General features: G+C 73.0%; 15 protein-coding genes and 1 pseudogene. 15 read left to right on the plus strand and 1 reads right to left on the minus strand.

From position 1 onward, the window contains the following. Positions 1 to 104 precede the first annotated feature (104 nt). The 9 genes from fmt (at position 105) to ACFSZT_RS17280 (ending at position 7633) form a co-directional block, all read left to right on the plus strand. Positions 105 to 1031, plus strand: coding sequence for a methionyl-tRNA formyltransferase (fmt, locus tag ACFSZT_RS17240; RefSeq protein WP_377388779.1), 927 nt, complete (start codon positions 105 to 107; stop codon positions 1029 to 1031). Further along, entirely contained in the window at positions 1028 to 2446 is a 1419-nt protein-coding gene (locus ACFSZT_RS17245) for an RsmB/NOP family class I SAM-dependent RNA methyltransferase (protein ID WP_377388777.1), read from the plus strand. The genes fmt and ACFSZT_RS17245 overlap by 4 nt, the downstream gene beginning before the upstream one ends. Then, a complete protein-coding gene (locus ACFSZT_RS17250; protein WP_377388775.1) occupies positions 2443 to 2940 on the plus strand; it encodes a flavoprotein in 498 nt (165 codons plus the stop codon). The genes ACFSZT_RS17245 and ACFSZT_RS17250 overlap by 4 nt, the downstream gene beginning before the upstream one ends. Before the next feature lie 93 nt (positions 2941 to 3033). Then, positions 3034 to 3708 (plus strand): ribulose-phosphate 3-epimerase, encoded by a 675-nt coding sequence (gene rpe / locus ACFSZT_RS17255; protein ID WP_377389049.1) that lies wholly within the window; start codon positions 3034 to 3036, stop codon positions 3706 to 3708. A gap of 31 nt (positions 3709 to 3739) precedes the next feature. Then, positions 3740 to 4747 (plus strand): bifunctional diaminohydroxyphosphoribosylaminopyrimidine deaminase/5-amino-6-(5-phosphoribosylamino)uracil reductase RibD, encoded by a 1008-nt coding sequence (ribD, locus tag ACFSZT_RS17260; RefSeq protein ID WP_377389047.1) that lies wholly within the window; start codon positions 3740 to 3742, stop codon positions 4745 to 4747. Continuing rightward, positions 4748 to 5374 carry a riboflavin synthase gene (locus ACFSZT_RS17265; RefSeq protein WP_377388773.1) on the plus strand — a complete coding sequence of 209 codons (627 nt, stop codon included), beginning with the start codon at positions 4748 to 4750 and terminating at the stop codon, positions 5372 to 5374. Positions 5375 to 5376: 2 nt separating this feature from the next. Then, a complete protein-coding gene (locus ACFSZT_RS17270; RefSeq protein WP_377389045.1) occupies positions 5377 to 6672 on the plus strand; it encodes a bifunctional 3,4-dihydroxy-2-butanone-4-phosphate synthase/GTP cyclohydrolase II in 1296 nt (431 codons plus the stop codon). Continuing rightward, complete coding sequence (gene ribH, locus ACFSZT_RS17275) at positions 6669 to 7181, plus strand: 6,7-dimethyl-8-ribityllumazine synthase (protein ID WP_377388771.1); 513 nt, start codon at positions 6669 to 6671, stop codon at positions 7179 to 7181. Before ACFSZT_RS17270 ends, ribH begins: the two co-directional genes overlap by 4 nt. After that, positions 7157 to 7633, plus strand: coding sequence for a PH domain-containing protein (locus tag ACFSZT_RS17280; RefSeq protein WP_377388769.1), 477 nt, complete (start codon positions 7157 to 7159; stop codon positions 7631 to 7633). Before ribH ends, ACFSZT_RS17280 begins: the two co-directional genes overlap by 25 nt. Positions 7634 to 7650: 17 nt before the next feature. Here ACFSZT_RS17280 and ACFSZT_RS17285 read toward each other — a convergent pair whose 3' ends face one another. Next, positions 7651 to 8439: an exodeoxyribonuclease III gene (locus tag ACFSZT_RS17285; RefSeq protein WP_377388767.1), complete on the minus strand. Its 789-nt coding sequence runs from the start codon at positions 8437 to 8439 to the stop codon at positions 7651 to 7653. 85 nt (positions 8440 to 8524) lie between these two features. Here ACFSZT_RS17285 and ACFSZT_RS17290 point away from each other — a divergent pair, with 85 nt between their 5' ends. The 6 genes and pseudogenes from ACFSZT_RS17290 to ACFSZT_RS17315 all read left to right on the plus strand — a co-directional run bounded on the left by ACFSZT_RS17290 (position 8525) and on the right by ACFSZT_RS17315 (position 15277). Then, positions 8525 to 9208 (plus strand): HAD family hydrolase, encoded by a 684-nt coding sequence (locus ACFSZT_RS17290; RefSeq protein ID WP_377388765.1) that lies wholly within the window; start codon positions 8525 to 8527, stop codon positions 9206 to 9208. A gap of 84 nt (positions 9209 to 9292) precedes the next feature. Further along, a complete protein-coding gene (gene uvrC, locus ACFSZT_RS17295) occupies positions 9293 to 11272 on the plus strand; it encodes an excinuclease ABC subunit UvrC (protein ID WP_377388763.1) in 1980 nt (659 codons plus the stop codon). A 22-nt stretch (positions 11273 to 11294) separates the two neighbouring features. Continuing rightward, positions 11295 to 12153: pseudogene (rapZ, locus tag ACFSZT_RS17300) on the plus strand (RNase adapter RapZ). 8 nt (positions 12154 to 12161) lie between these two features. Beyond that, entirely contained in the window at positions 12162 to 13124 is a 963-nt protein-coding gene (locus ACFSZT_RS17305; RefSeq protein ID WP_377388761.1) for a gluconeogenesis factor YvcK family protein, read from the plus strand. Then, positions 13124 to 14110 (plus strand): DNA-binding protein WhiA, encoded by a 987-nt coding sequence (gene whiA, locus ACFSZT_RS17310; RefSeq protein ID WP_377388759.1) that lies wholly within the window; start codon positions 13124 to 13126, stop codon positions 14108 to 14110. Before ACFSZT_RS17305 ends, whiA begins: the two co-directional genes overlap by 1 nt. A gap of 135 nt (positions 14111 to 14245) precedes the next feature. Further along, a complete protein-coding gene (locus ACFSZT_RS17315; RefSeq protein WP_377388757.1) occupies positions 14246 to 15277 on the plus strand; it encodes a glucosyl-3-phosphoglycerate synthase in 1032 nt (343 codons plus the stop codon). Positions 15278 to 15304 lie beyond the last annotated feature (27 nt).

Below are 15304 nucleotides of genomic sequence, written 5' to 3' on the forward strand. Positions count from 1 at the left end.
CGCACCGGGCCGGGTGCTCGCCGGGAGACGGCGTCGGTGAGCAGGTACCCCCGCGCTCTAGACTGGCCCGCGATGAAGTTCGCCGTCACCACCGCGGACCGCCGATGAGGCTTGTGTTCGCGGGCACCCCGGAACCCGCCGTCCCGTCGCTGCGGGCGTTGCTCGAATCCGGCCGCCACGAGGTGGTCGCCGTCGTGACCAGACCCGACGCCCCGGCGGGGCGGGGGCGCAGGCTCGTGCGCTCGCCCGTGGGCGCGCTGGCCGACGAGCACGGCATCGAGGTGCTCACGCCGGCCACGGCGGGCGACCCCGCGTTCCTCGACCGCCTGGCCGAGCTCGCACCCGACGCGTGCCCAGTGGTGGCCTACGGTGCGTTGCTGCCGCGGCCGGCGCTGGACATCCCCCGGTACGGCTGGGTCAACCTGCACTTCTCGCTCCTGCCGGCGTGGCGGGGTGCCGCGCCGGTCCAGGCCGCCATCAAGGCCGGGGACGAGATCACGGGTGCGACCACGTTCCGCATCGTCGCCGAGCTCGACGCCGGGCCCGTCTACGGCGTGGTGACCGAGAAGATCGGCCGCACCGACACGGCGGGCGAGCTGCTCGGCCGGCTCGCCACCTCCGGAGCCGGGCTGCTCGTGTCCACGATGGACGGCATCGAGGACGGCACCCTGCAGGCGGTGCCGCAGCCCGCCGACGGCGTGACGTACGCGCCCAAGGTGACCGTCGAGGACGCGCGGGTGTCGTTCGCCGCACCGGCCGTGGCGGTCGACCGGCACGTGCGGTCGGTGACCCCGGAACCCGGTGCCTGGGCCGTGTTTCGCGACCAGCGGCTCAAACTCGGCCCCGTGCAGCCCGTCGACGCGCCCGGCCTGCCGCCGGGCGAGTTGCGCGTCGAACGCAAGCGCGTGCTCGTCGGCACCGCGACCACGCCGGTGCGGCTGGGCGACGTGCAGGCACAGGGCAAGAAGCGGATGCCGGCGACCGACTGGGCCCGCGGCACCAGGATCGAGCAGGGGGAGCGGCTGACATGACACCTGGCCGGCCACGCAGACCGGACCGCGGCCGCAGGCCCGCGCCACGCAAACAGGGCCCGCGCAGGCCACCCGTTCAGGACCCACCGCGCCGGGCGGCGTTCGACGCGCTGCACGCCATCAGCGAGCGCGACGCCTACGCCAACCTGATCCTGCCCGACCTGCTGCGCAAGCGGAACATCACCGGCCGCGACGCCGCGCTCGCCACCGAGCTCACCTACGGCACGGCCAGGGCGCAGGGCCTGCTCGACGAGATCATCGCCGCCTGCCTCGACCGCCCGCTGTCCAAGGTGGACGGTGTGGTGCTCGACGCGCTGCGCATCGGGGCCTATCAGCTGCTGCGCACCCGGATCCCCGCCCACGCCGCGGTGGCCTCGGCCGTGGACCTCGTCCGGGAGGTCGCCGGATCGCACGTCGCCGGGTTCGTCAACGCCGTGCTGCGCTCGGTGTCCGAACACGACGAAGCGGCCTGGATCGACCGCCTCGCGCCCGACCCGGAGACCGACCGCATCGGCAACCTCGCCCTGCGCACCGCGCACCCGCGCTGGGTAGCGCGGGCGTTCGCCGAGGCGCTCGGCGACACCGGCGCCGAGCTGGAGGCCGCACTGCAGGCCGACGACGCCCGGCCGGAGGTGCACCTGCTGGCGCGGCCGGGCGAGATCAGCGCCGAGGAACTCGCCGCGATCACCGGCGGCGACGTGGCGCCGTACTCGCCCTACGGCGTGCACCTGCCGCCCGGCACCGGCGACCTCGCCGTCTCCGAACCCCTGAACCAGCATCTGGCCGCCGTGCAGGACGAGGGCAGCCAGCTCGTCACCCTCGCCGCGGCCGAGGCACCCGTCGAGGGCAGCGACAGCCGGTGGCTCGACCTGTGCGCGGGCCCGGGCGGGAAGGCCGTCCTGCTCGGCTCGCTCGCCGCGACGTCCGGCGCCACGGTCGATGCCGTGGAGGTGGCCGAGCACCGCGCGCGGCTCGTCGAGCAGGCCACCGAGGGGCTGCCGGTCACCGTGCGGGTGGCCGACGGCCGCGACCCCGGCCTCGACGGAGGCTACGACCGTGTGCTCGTGGACGCGCCGTGCAGCGGGCTCGGCGCGCTGCGCAGGCGGCCGGAGGCACGCTGGCGCAGGCAGCCGGCCGACATCGCCGGCCTGACCCGGTTGCAGACGGAGCTGCTGGCCTCGGCGTTCCGGCTCGTCCGCCCGGGCGGCATCGTGGCCTACGTCGTATGCTCGCCGCACCTCGCCGAGACCGAGGGCGTGTTCACCGGCGCCGCTCGGCGGGCGGGGGCGGAGGTGCTCGACGCGCGCGCGTACTTCCCGGGTGTCCCGGCGCTCGGCGACGGGCCGACCGTGCAGCTATGGCCGCACCGGCACGGTACCGACGCCATGTTCTGCGCTCTCGCCCGCGCGCGGTGAGCCGCGTCCTCGGGCTCGTCGCGAGCTCCTGCGGTGGCGTGGAGACACGCCTGTGTGCCGAGCTCGCCGAGCCCGCCGCACGCCGGGGCTGGCGGCTCGCCGTCACCCTGACACCGACCGCGGCGCGCTGGCTGGAGGTGACCGGCGAGCTCGCCCGGCTCCGGACGCTGACCGACCTCGAGGTGCGCTGGGAGTCCCGGCTGCCCGGCCGACCCCGCCCGCACCCGGACCCGGAGGTGTTCCTGTTCGCGCCCGCGACCGCGGGCTCGGTCGCCAAGCTGGCGCTGGGCATCGCCGACAACCAGGCGATGACCGTGCTCGGCGACGCGCTCGGGGATCCGGGCGTGACGATCGTCGTCGGCTACCAGGTGCGTGACACGCGCGCGGGCCACCCGGCGTGGCAGGGCCATCTCGACGCGCTCGCGGCCGCCGGGGTCGGCCTGCACCGGCTGATGGACGAGCCGTGGACCGCCCTGCTCGACCACCTGCCGTGACCGGTGGCCTTCCCGCCCCGGTCTCTCGCAGGGGTCCGGACCCCGGAGACCGGTGGGCACCCCTCTACACTCGCGCGCGTGGCCCCTCAACCGCTGATCGCACCAAGCATCCTGTCCGCCGACTTCGCCCGCCTCGGTGAGGAGGTCGCCGCCGTCGCCGGACACGGCGACACGCGCGCCGACTGGGTGCACGTCGACGTGATGGACAACCACTTCGTCCCGAACCTCACGCTCGGGCTCCCGGTGGTGCAGTCGCTGCTCAAGGTCACCGACGTGCCGCTCGACTGCCACCTGATGATCGAGGACCCCGACCGCTGGGCACCCGGCTACGCCGAGGCCGGCGCGTACAACGTCACCGTGCACGTCGAGGCGGCCCACGACCCGGTGATGCTCGCGAAGAACCTCCGGGCCGCCGGTGCCAAGGCGGGACTGTCGATCAAGCCGAACACGCCGCTCGAACCGCACCTGGAAACCCTCAAGCACTACGACACGCTGCTCGTGATGTCGGTCGAGCCCGGCTTCGGCGGGCAGTCGTTCATCCCCGACGTGCTGGAGAAGGTCCGCACCGCTCGCCGGCTCGTCGACACCGGCCACCTGCAGGTCCTCGTCGAGATCGACGGCGGCATCAACACCGACACCATCGAGCAGGCCGCCGAGGCCGGCGTCGACTGTTTCGTGGCGGGCTCGGCCGTCTACGGCGCGCAGGATCCCGGCCAGGCCGTCGCCGCGCTCCGCGCGCAGGCCGACCGGGCCCGGGTGGCGCGCTGAGGTGACCTTCCCGGCAGGCGAGCGCGACACCATGGCGGTGGCGCTCGCCCTCAGCGAGACCGTGCGGGGCACGACGAGCCCCAACCCGCCGGTGGGCGCGGTGATCCTCGACGCCCACGGCCACCGAGCCGGCGCCGGTGCCACGCAGCCTCCGGGCGGGCCGCACGCCGAGGTGATGGCGCTGCGGGAGGCCGGCGAACGAGCACGCGGCGGCACGGCCTTCGTGACGCTGGAACCGTGCTCGCACCACGGCCGCACGCCACCCTGCACGGATGCGCTGCTCGATGCCGGGATCGCGGCCGTGCGGTACGCGGTCGCGGATCCGCACCCGCAGGCACGCGGGGGTGCCGAGGTGCTGCGGGCCGCCGGGGTCGACGTGCGCGGCGGGCTGCTCGCCGACGAGGTCGCGGCGGGCCCCCTGCGGGCCTGGCTGCACTCGGTGCGCACCGGCCGCCCCCACGTCACGTGGAAGTACGCCGCCACCCTCGACGGCCGGATCGCCGCCGCCGACCGCACCAGCCGGTGGATCTCCGGGCCCGTCTCCCGCGCCGAGGTGCACGCGATCCGGGCCGCCGCCGACGCCGTGGTGGCCGGGACGGGCACCATCCGGGCCGACGACGCCTGGCTCACCGTGCGCGACGCCGCGGGGGCGCTTGCCGAGCGGCAACCCCTGCGGGTGGTCGTGGGTCGCGGCGGCATACCGGACGGCGCGCGGGTGTTGGACTCGGTGGCGGAAACGGTGCACGTCCGCACGCACGACCCGGCCGAGGTCCTGGCGGTTCTGACCGACCGCGGTGTCGTGGACGTGCTGCTCGAAGGCGGGCCCACGCTGGCGGGCGCGTTCGTCCGGGCGCGGCTGGTCGACCGGATCGTCGCGTATGTCGCACCGGCGCTGCTGGGGGACGGCCCCGCGGCGCTCGGCCCGGCCGGCGTGTCGACCATCACCGAAGCACACCGCTGGCGTGTCGAAGGGGTCACCATGAGCGGAGAGGACGTGCGCATCACCGCCGTACCGGCCGTGGGCGAGGGAGGGGACTAGGTGTTCACCGGGATCGTGGAGGAACTCGGCGAGGTCACGCGGGTCGGGCGGCGGCCGGAGGGCGCCCGGCTGAGCGTGCGGGGCCCGCTGGTGACCAGCGATGCCAAGCACGGCGACTCCATCGCCGTCAACGGCGTCTGCCTGACGGTCGTGGAGGTCGAGGGTGACGAGTTCACCGTCGACGTCGTGCGCGAAACCCTCGCTCGCTCCAGCCTGGGCCAGGCCGAGGAGGGCAGGCCGGTCAACCTGGAACGGGCGATGGCGGCCGACGGACGGTTCGGCGGCCACGTGATGCAGGGTCACGTCGACGGTACCGGGACGTTCCTGAACCGGGACCCGGACGGGCTGACGCACTTCGCCTACCCGCCCGAACTGGGGCGCTACATCGTGGAGAAGGGCTCCATCGCCATCGACGGGGTCTCCCTGACCGTTGCCGCGGTGTCGGCGCAGGAGTTCGCCGTGGCGCTCATCCCCACGACCCTCTCGCTCACCACCCTCGGTCGTACGCAGCCCGGCGATCCGGTGAACCTCGAGGTCGACGTGCTGGCGAAGTACGTCGAGAAAATGGCCACCGTCCACATCTCGGGCGCGCCGGTGGACAATGGCGTTGGCAAGGAGGACGCGTGACCATGACGAATGCGGGCCCGGCGGTGGACATCGAGGCCATCGAACTGGCCATCCAGGACATCGCCGACGGCCGCCCGGTGGTCGTCGTCGACGACGAGGACCGGGAGAACGAGGGCGACCTGATCTTCGCGGCGGAGAAGGCCACACCGGAGCTGCTGGCCTTCATGGTCCGTTACACCTCCGGCTACGTCTGCGTGTCGCTGACCGAGCAGGACTGCGACCGCCTCGACCTGCCGCCGATGTACCACACCAACCAGGATCAGCGCGGGACCGCCTACACCGTCACCGTCGACGCCGCGGCGGGCGTCACCACCGGGATCTCGGCCGCCGACCGTGCCCACACCATCCGGCTGCTCGCCGACCCGGCGTCGGTGGCTGCGGACTTCCGCAGGCCCGGGCACGTCGTGCCGCTGCGGGCCAAGGAGGGCGGCGTGCTGCGCAGGCCCGGGCACACGGAGGCCGGTGTCGACCTCGCGCGGATGGCCGGGCTGGCGCCCGCGGGGGTGTTGTGCGAGATCGTGTCGCAGAAGAACGAGGGCGACATGGCGCGGCGCGACGAGCTCGAGGTGTTCGCCGCCGACCACGACCTGCGGCTCATCACCATCGCCGACCTGATCGCCTACCGCAGGCGCAAGGAGAAGCAGATCGAGCGCGTGGCCGAGGCCCGCATCCCGCTGGCCGCCGGCACGTTCCGCGCCATCGGCTACGACAGCCTGCTCGACGGCATCGAGCACATCGCGTTCGTCTACGGCGACATCGGCGACGGCGAGGACGTGCTGGTCCGCGTGCACTCCGAGTGCCTCACCGGTGACGTCTTCGGGTCCCTGCGCTGCGACTGCGGTCCGCAGCTGCAGGCGGCGCTCGAGGCGGTGGCCCGTGAGGGCCGCGGCGTCGTGCTCTACGTGCGCGGGCACGAGGGCCGGGGCATCGGGCTGCTGCACAAACTGCAGGCCTACCAGCTGCAGGACGCCGGCGCGGACACCGTCGACGCCAACCTGGCGCTCGGCGTGCCGGCCGACGCCCGCGACTACGGCACGGGGGCGCAGATCCTGGGCGACCTCGGGGTGCGGTCGATGCGGCTGCTCACGAACAACCCCGCCAAGCGCGTGGGCCTCGAGGGCTACGGCCTGCGCGTCACCGGGCGGGTGCCGCTGCCGATCTCGCCCAACCCGGAGAATCTCCGGTATCTCAAGACCAAGCGTGACCGGATGGGTCACGACCTCTCCCAGCTGGAGCAGTTCGACGAGGTCGGCGCCGAGGTGGGCGACGCGCGCAACGGTGGCGGAGGACAGGCGTGAGCGGCGAAGGACGTCCCGACGAGAGCACCGGGCCGGCACTGAGCGAGTGCGAGAACCTGCGGCTGGCGATCGTCGCGACCCGCTGGCACGCCCGGATCACCGACAGCCTGCTGGAGAACGCACTGAAGGTGGCGTCGGAGGCCAAGCTCGCCGACGAGCCGACGGTGGTGCGCGTGGCCGGCGCGGTGGAGCTGCCGGTGGTGGCGCAGGCACTGGCGCGCAACCACGACGCGGTCGTGGCGCTGGGCGTGGTGATCCGCGGGGGCACGCCTCATTTCGAGTACGTGTGTGACGCGGTGACGGCCGGGCTGACGAGGGTGGCGCTCGACGAGAGCACGCCCGTCGGCAACGGGGTGCTCACCTGCGACACCGAGCAACAGGCGCTGGACCGGGCCGGGCTTCCCGGGTCGGCGGAGGACAAGGGTCGCGAGGCGACCGTCGCGGCCCTGACCACCGCCACCGTGCTCCGCGGCCTGCGTCAGCCATGGACGGAACGAGGCTTCGTGTGAGCGGACGAACGAGGACCGACGAGACCGTGGTGATCAGGCCGCGGCGCGCCGCCTGGATGGGCGGCGTGGTCGCGTTGGTCATGCTGGCCGTGTTCACCGTGGTGGCCGTGCTGCTGCGCACCTCCGACACGGGCGTGATCTTCCACCTGAGCGACCAGATCGCGATGATCGGCGTCGGCGTGCTGCTGGCCGCCGCCGCCCTGTCGTTCGCGACGCCCCGGGTGCGGGCCGACGCCGACGGCATCGACGTGCGCAACATCGGCGTCGGCCGGCACTTCGACTGGTCCGAGGTGCTGTCGGTGAGCTTTCCCGACGGCGCGTCGTTCGCACGGCTGGAGCTGCCCGACGACGAGTACTACGCGCTGCTCGCCGTGCAGGCCGTCGACCGGCACCACGCCGTCGAGGCCGTGCGCGCCCTGCGCAGGCTGCACAAGCAGGCGCACGGGTCCTGACCGCGAGCCGGTGCCGGCTACAGCTCGAGATCGACCACCACAGGCGCGTGGTCCGAGGCGCCCTTGCCCTTGCGCTCCTCCCGGTCGACGTAGGCGTCGGTGACCGCGCCGGCGAACGCGCTGTCGGCGTAGACGAGGTCGATCCGCATTCCCTTGTTCTTGGGGAAGGCCAGCTGCCGGTAGTCCCAGTACGTGTACGGCCGGTCGTACTTCAGCGGGCGCGGCACCACGTCGGTCAGCCCGGCGTCCCGGAGCATCGCGAGGGCCTTGCGCTCCGGCTCGGTGACGTGGGTCGACTCGGTGAACAGCGAGATGTCCCACACGTCGTCGTCGGTGGGGGCGATGTTGAAGTCGCCGAGCACCGCGAACGGGCGCTCGCCTCGGCCGTCGGCCGTCTCGGCGAGCACCGTGGCGTGCAGCGCCTCGAGCCAGGCGAGCTTGTAGTCGTAGTGCGGATGTCCCGGCTCCCGGCCGTTGGGCACGTACACCGACCAGACGCGCACACCCCCGCACGTGGCGCCGAGCGCGCGGGGCTCCACCACGCCGTCGTAGGCGGGCTGGTTGACGAGGTCGCGGGTGATGTCCTCCAGCCCGACGCGGGAGAGCACCGCCACGCCGTTCCACCGGCCGGTGCCGTGGCAGGCGATGTCGTAACCCAGCTCGGCGATCTGCTCGCGCGGGAACGCCTCGGCCGCGCACTTGAGTTCCTGCACGCACACCACGTCCGGCCGGGCCGACGAGAGCCAGCCGACCAGGCGGGGGAGGCGGGCGGTGACCGAGTTGACGTTCCACGTGGCGATCCGCATGGGGGAACCTTCGCACAGCGGGAGGGTCGTATAACGCCCTATACGGCGGTGCCGTGGAGCGTGGCCCGGCACTAGGCTGCCGATCATGACCCGCGCGAAGGCACGGAGGCCGGAGGTCGTCCTGTTCGACGTCTTCGAGACGTTGGTGCGGCTGGAACCGCTGCGGGAGCGGTTCGTCGCGGCAGGCAGGCCCGCGCACGAGCTGGAGCTGTTCTTCGCGCGGACCCTGCGCGACGGCATGGCGTACACGCTCGCCGGTGAGGCGCCGCGGTTCCGCGAGGTGGCGGCCGCCCAGCTCATGGTCACCTCCGGCTACCAGCTCGACCGCGACGCCGCCGACCACATCCTCGACGGGTTCGCCGAGCTGCCACTGCACCCCGACGCCCAGCCCGCCTTCGACCTCCTCGCCGACGCCGGCGTGCCCTGCTACGGCTTCACGCACGGCTCGGCGGCCATCCTGGAGACCGTGCTCGACCGGCACGGCATCCGGCACAAGCTCCGGGGCGTGCTCTCGGCCGAGGCGATCCGGTCGTTCAAGCCGCCGGCGCGGGTCTACCACTGGGCGTGCGAGCAGGCCGGCGCGGAACCCGCGGCGACGGCACTGGTCGCCGTGCACTCGTGGGACACCCACGGCGCGGTCCGGGCCGGTCTGCTCGCCGGGCTCGCCACGCGCCTGGAGGGCGGTGTGCCCGGCATCGTGGAGCGCCCGCACGTGGTGGCCGAGCGCGTCGACGAGGTCGTCGCCGGCCTGCTGAGCCTCGACGGGTGAGGCAGGCCCGGTCCGCCCGACGCCGGCCCGGAGGCTGCCCCCGCCCACGACGAAGCGTCGTGCGCTGCAAGTAGATTCGAACCTGTGGCTGACCCCTCGACCTACCGCCCCGCGCCGGGGAGCATTCCGGACGAACCCGGTGTGTACAAGTTCCGCGACGCCACCCGCCGGGTCATCTACGTCGGCAAGGCCAAGAGTCTGCGCAGCAGGCTGAACTCCTACTTCGCCGACCTCGCCGGGCTGCACCCGCGTACCCGGCAGATGGTCACCACGGCGGCGAGCGTGGAGTGGACGGTCGTGTCCACCGAGGTCGAGGCGCTGCAGCTCGAGTACAACTGGATCAAGGAATTCGACCCGCGGTTCAACGTCCGCTACCGCGACGACAAGTCCTACCCGGTACTCGCGGTGACGCTCAACGAGGAGTTCCCGCGCCTGCACGTCTACCGCGGACCGCGCAAGCGGGGCGTGCGCTACTTCGGCCCGTACGCGCACGCGTGGGCCATCCGCGAGACGCTCGACCTGCTCCTCCGGGTCTTCCCGGCGCGGACCTGCTCGAACGGCGTGTTCCGCAGGCACGGTCAGATCGGCAGACCCTGCCTGCTCGGCTATATCGACAAGTGCTCGGCCCCGTGCGTCGGCCGGGTGAGCGCCGACGAGCACCGCGCGATCGTGGAGGACTTCTGCGACTTCCTCGCCGGGCGCACCGACCTGATGATCCGCAGACTCGAGAAGGCGATGGCCGAGGCGGCCGAGGCGCTGGAGTTCGAGCGCGCCGCCCGGTTGCGGGACGACCTCGGTGCGCTGCGGCGGGCCATGGAGAAACAGGCCGTCGTGCTCGGCGACGGCACCGACGCCGACGTCATCGCCTTCGCCCACGACGAACTGGAAGCGGCCGTCCAGGTCTTCCACGTCCGCGGCGGGCGGGTGCGCGGGCAGCGCGGCTGGGTCATCGACAAGGTCGACGAGATGGACGTCCCCGCGCTCGTGGAGCAGTTCCTGAGCCAGTTCTACGCCGAGCAGGTGGACCTGGCGCGGGAGAGCCCGGCCAACGGGTCCGCGGTGCCGCGGGAGGTGCTGGTACCGGAGCTGCCGCCCGATGCCGAGGCGATGAGCGAATGGCTGTCCGGGCTGCGGGGGGCCCGGGTGCGGCTGCGCGTCCCGCAGCGTGGTGACAAGCGGGCGCTGGCCGACACCGTTGCCCGCAACGCCCAGGAGGCCTTCGCGCAGCACAAGCTGCGCCGGGCCGGCGACCTCACGGCGCGCTCGGCGGCCCTGTCCGAGCTGCAGGAGTACCTCGGGCTGGACTCGGCGCCGCTGCGGATCGAATGCGTCGACATCAGCCACACCCAGGGCACCGACGTGGTCGCCTCGCTCGTGGTGTTCGAGGACGGCATCCCGCGCAAGTCCGAATACCGCCGCTTCGCGCTGCGCGAGGCCGCCACCGAGGGCGACGTCGCGGCGATCGCCGAGGTCGTGCGGCGCCGGTTCGCGCGCTACCTCAAGGAGACCGGCGGCGAGGCGGGCGGCACCGTCGCCGACGAGCCGGGCAGCGCGCCGGGCATCGACCCGGATACGGGCAAGCCGCGCAAGTTCGCCTACCCGCCGAACCTGCTGGTCGTCGACGGCGCGGGGCCGCAGGCCACGGCGGCCGCGGACGTGCTCGGCGACCTCGGCGTCACCGACGTGGCCGTCGTGGGGCTCGCGAAACGGCTCGAGGAGGTGTGGCTGCCCAACGATCCCGACCCGGTCATCCTGCCGCGGACCTCGGACGCGCTGTACCTTCTGCAACGGGTACGCGACGAGGCACACCGCTTCGCCATCCGGTACCACCGGCAGAAGCGGGCCAAGCGTGTGCAGGCGTCGGCGCTCGACGGGGTGCCGGGACTCGGGCAGGCGCGCAAGTCCGCGCTCATCAAGCATTTCGGCTCCGTGAAGAAGCTGAAGCAGGCCAGCGTGGACGAGATCGCGCAGGTGCCGGGGTTCGGCAAGCGCACGGCCGAGGTCGTGTACGCCGCGCTCGCAGGGGGAGACACGAGAGACGAGGGGAGTCACGGACGTGACTGACGAAGACGCCCGGACGTCGGGCATGGAGGTCGCGGTGGTCACCGGGCTGTCCGGCGCGGGCCGGAGCACGGCGGCCAAGTGCCTGGAGGACCTGGGCTGGTTCGTGGTCGACAACCTGCCGCCCGAGCTGATCTCGACCATGGTCGAGCTCGGCGCGCAGTCCCGTGGCGCCATCACCAAGGTGGCCGTGGTGATGGACGTGCGCTCTCGCGCGTTCACCGACGACCTCGCCTCCGTGATCAAGGGCCTCGACGCGCGCGGCTACAAACCTCGCGTGCTGTTCCTCGAAGCCACCGACGCCGTGCTGATCCGCCGGTTCGACCAGGTCCGGCGCAGCCACCCCATGCAGGGCGACGGCAGGCTCGTCGACGGCATCGGCGCCGAGCGGGGCGCTGCTGGCGCCGTTGCGGGAGGAGGCCGACCTGCTGCTGGACACCTCGTCGCTGTCGGTGCACGACCTGCGCGCGAAGATCGAGGACGCCTTCGGCACCGAGTCCTCGGCTCAGACCCGGGTGACGGTGCTCTCGTTCGGGTACAAATACGGCCTGCCGATGGACTCCGATCTCGTGATGGACGTGCGGTTTTTGCCCAATCCGTTCTGGATCCCCGAGCTGCGCGACCACAGCGGACTCGACACCGAGGTGCGCAACTACGTGCTCGGCCAGGAGGGCGCCGAGGAGTTCCTCGACCGCTACCACGAGCTGCTGCGGCTGATCGGCGCCGGGTACAGGCGGGAGGGCAAGCGTTACCTCACGCTCGCGGTCGGCTGCACCGGCGGCAAGCACCGCAGCGTCGCCATCTCCGAGGAGCTCGCCAATCGATTGTCCAAAGAGGATGGAATGGCGGTGAAGGTGGTTCACCGCGACCTGGGCCGGGAGTGAACCCGGGTATGCGCGCTGTCGCGCTCGGTGGTGGGCACGGACTGCACGCGACGCTCACGGCGTTGCGCCGCATCACCACGGACGTCACCGCGGTCGTCACCGTCGCCGACGACGGCGGTTCCTCCGGCAGACTGCGCCGGGAACTCGGGCTGCTGCCGCCCGGAGACCTCCGGCAGGCCCTCGCCGCGCTCGCCGCGGCCGACGACGGCGGGGCACGCTGGGCGGAGGTCTTCCAGCACCGCTTCGGCGGCACCGGGGCGCTCACCGGACACGCGGTCGGCAATCTGCTGCTGGCCGGGTTGTTCGAGGTGCTCGGCGACCCGGTCGCGGGTCTCGACGAGGCGGCGCGGCTGCTCGGCGTCTCCGGGCGGGTGCTGCCGATGTCCACCGATCCGCTGGACATCGAGGCGGAGGTGACCGGGCTCGAGCCGGACGGCGGCGTGAGCCGCATCCGCGGGCAGGTGGCCGTCGCCAGCACGCCCGGCCAGGTCCAGCGCATCACGCTGCACACACCCGGCAGGCCCGGGCGGCCCCCGGCGGCATGCCCGGAGGCGGTGGAGGCCGTGCTGTCGGCCGACGCCGTGTTCCTCGGCCCCGGGTCGTGGTTCACCAGCGTGCTGCCGCACCTGCTGGTGCCCGAGCTGCACGACGCGCTCGTCCGGACCACGGCCACCAAGGTCGTCATCCTCAACCTCATCCCGCAACCGGGTGAGACGGCGGGTTTCTCACCCGAGCGGCATCTGGACGTACTCTTCGAACACGCTCCCCGGCTGCGGGTCGACGCGGTGATCGCGGATCGTGGCTCGGTGCCGACACCGGCGCGGCTGCGGTCCGCGGCGGCCGCGCTGGGCGGGCGTGCGCATCTGGCGTCGGTCGCCGCACCCGGCGTGGCGGGGCGGCACGATCCGGATGCTCTGGCTGGCTGTGTGCGAGAGGCTCTCGGTCTCGAGAGCGCGAGGGAGGGGCAGTAATGGCCATGACGGCGGCGGTGAAGGACGAACTCAGCCGGCTGGAGATCACGAAGGTGGGTCCCCGCCGCTCCGAGGTGTCGTCCATGCTGCGGTTCGCCGGCGGGCTGCACATCGTGGCGGGGCGGGTCGTCGTCGAGGCCGAGCTCGACACCGGCTCGGTGGCGCGGCGGCTGCGCAAGGAGATCCACGAGCTGTACGGCCACCACGCCGACGTGCACGTCATCACCTCGGGCGGGCTGCGCAAGGGGACCCGTTACGTGGTGCGGGTCGTCAAGGACGGTGAGGGGCTCGCGCGGCAGACGGGCCTGATCGACCAGCGTGGCCGTCCGGTGCGCGGGCTTCCCGCCGCGGTGGTCTCGGGCAGCATCGCCGACGCGGAGGCGGCGTGGCGGGGCGCGTTCCTCGCGCACGGCTCGCTCACCGAGCCCGGCCGGTCGTCGTCGCTGGAGGTGACGTGTCCCGGCCCGGAGGCGGCGCTCGCGCTCGTCGGGGCCGCGCGCAGGCTCGGGATCCAGGCGAAGTCCCGCGAGGTGCGGGGAGCCGACCGCGTCGTCGTGCGTGACGGCGACGCCATCGGCGCGCTGCTGACCCGCCTCGGCGCGCACGCCAGCGTGCTGGCTTGGGAGGAACGCCGCATGCGGCGCGAGGTCCGCGCCACCGCGAACCGGCTCGCCAACTTCGACGACGCCAACCTCCGCCGGTCCGCCCGTGCGGCCGTCGCCGCCGCCGCGCGCGTGGAGCGGGCGATGGACATCCTCGGCGACACCGCTCCGGACCACCTGCTCGCCGCGGGCAAGCTGCGGCTGTCCAACCGGCAGGCCTCGCTCGAGGAGCTCGGGCAGTTGTCCGATCCGCCGATGACCAAGGACGCCGTCGCGGGACGGATCCGGAGGTTGCTCGCCATGGCGGATAAGAAAGCGGCCGAGTTGGGTATCCCCGACACCGAGTCGGCCGTGACTCCGGAGATGTTGGAAGAGGAAGTGTGAACGGGCCTCGTTACGTGGGCCGGGTGCGAGGGTGAACTCGTAACCTACCGGTTTCACGCCGGCGCCCCGGCCCGAAACGCGCCGAGCCAACTCTCGATCACGGCAGCACAGCCGGGTTCGACGAAAGGGGGCTTCGTGCACGCGACAAGGACAGGTGTGGACAGCGCCGACCTCGCCGTTTCGGCGGAGATCGGCACCTGGCTCGAGCGCCGCTCCAGCCGCGCCGACGACTGGACCGCCGCCGAGCTCGTCGCCGCCAAGCGCGGGCGCACCGTGAGCGTCGTCATACCGGCGCGGGACGAGGAGGAGACGGTCGGGGAAATCGTGCGGACCATCCGCACGACCCTGGTCGAGGACGAGCCGCTGGTCGACGAGATCCTCGTCGTCGACTCACACTCCGAGGACGCCACGGCGGAGGTCGCGGCCGCCGCCGGAGCCGCCGTGGTGGCCCAGGACGAGGTGCTGCCCTCCCTGCCGGGCCGCCGGGGCAAGGGTGAGGCGCTGTGGAAGGGACTGGCGGCCACCACGGGCGATCTCGTGGTGTTCGTCGACGGCGACCTGTACGACTTCACCGCCGGATACGTGATCGGCCTGCTCGGGCCGTTGCTCACCGATTCGGGTGTGGACTATGTGAAGGGGTTCTACCACCGGCCGCTCGTCGCCGCCGGGCACACCGAGGCCGACGGCGGCGGGCGTGTCACGGAACTCGTCGCACGCCCCCTGCTCAACATGTTCTGGCCCGAGCTGTCCGGCTTCGTCCAGCCGCTCGCCGGTGAGTACGCCGGGCGCCGGGAGGTGCTGGAGGCGATCCCGTTCGTCACCAACTACGGCGTCGAGGTCGGCCACCTCATCGACCTCGTGGAGTGGCGCGGGCTGGACTCACTGGCGCAGGTCGACCTGGGCATGCGCACCCACCGGCACCAGACCACGCAGGCGCTGGGCCGGATGTCCGGCCAGATCATGCTGACGATCATGGACCGGCTGAAGGCCTACGGCAGGCTCACGCTGTCGGTGCCCCCGGCGACCCTGCTCGCCCAGTTCCGGCGCGGCGACGCCACCTGCGGGGTGGAGCGGGAGCTGGTGCTCACCGACCTCACGCTGCACCAGCGGCCACCGCTGGCCACCCTGAGCGGCGAGACATCCGACGGGCTGCGGGACACGGCCTGAGCGAGCCCGGTGCCGGGACCCCGCCGA

It is taken from the genome of Prauserella oleivorans (genome assembly GCF_042685745.1).
Lineage (GTDB): Bacteria > Actinomycetota > Actinomycetes > Mycobacteriales > Pseudonocardiaceae > Prauserella_A > Prauserella_A oleivorans.

Excerpts from the sequence above, each read along its gene's own strand:
- fmt (WP_377388779.1), top strand. The coding sequence starts at position 105 with ATGAGGCTTGTGTTCGCGGGCACCCCGGAACCCGCCGTCCCGTCGCTG.
- ACFSZT_RS17245 (WP_377388777.1), top strand. The coding sequence starts at position 1,028 with ATGACACCTGGCCGGCCACGCAGACCGGACCGCGGCCGCAGGCCCGCG.
- ribD (WP_377389047.1), top strand. The coding sequence starts at position 3,740 with ATGGCGGTGGCGCTCGCCCTCAGCGAGACCGTGCGGGGCACGACGAGC.
- ACFSZT_RS17270 (WP_377389045.1), top strand. The coding sequence starts at position 5,377 with ATGACGAATGCGGGCCCGGCGGTGGACATCGAGGCCATCGAACTGGCC.
- ACFSZT_RS17280 (WP_377388769.1), top strand. The coding sequence starts at position 7,157 with ATGGACGGAACGAGGCTTCGTGTGAGCGGACGAACGAGGACCGACGAG.
- ACFSZT_RS17285 (WP_377388767.1), bottom strand. The coding sequence starts at position 8,439 with ATGCGGATCGCCACGTGGAACGTCAACTCGGTCACCGCCCGCCTCCCC.
- ACFSZT_RS17290 (WP_377388765.1), top strand. The coding sequence starts at position 8,525 with ATGACCCGCGCGAAGGCACGGAGGCCGGAGGTCGTCCTGTTCGACGTC.
- ACFSZT_RS17305 (WP_377388761.1), top strand. The coding sequence starts at position 12,162 with ATGCGCGCTGTCGCGCTCGGTGGTGGGCACGGACTGCACGCGACGCTC.
- whiA (WP_377388759.1), top strand. The coding sequence starts at position 13,124 with ATGGCCATGACGGCGGCGGTGAAGGACGAACTCAGCCGGCTGGAGATC.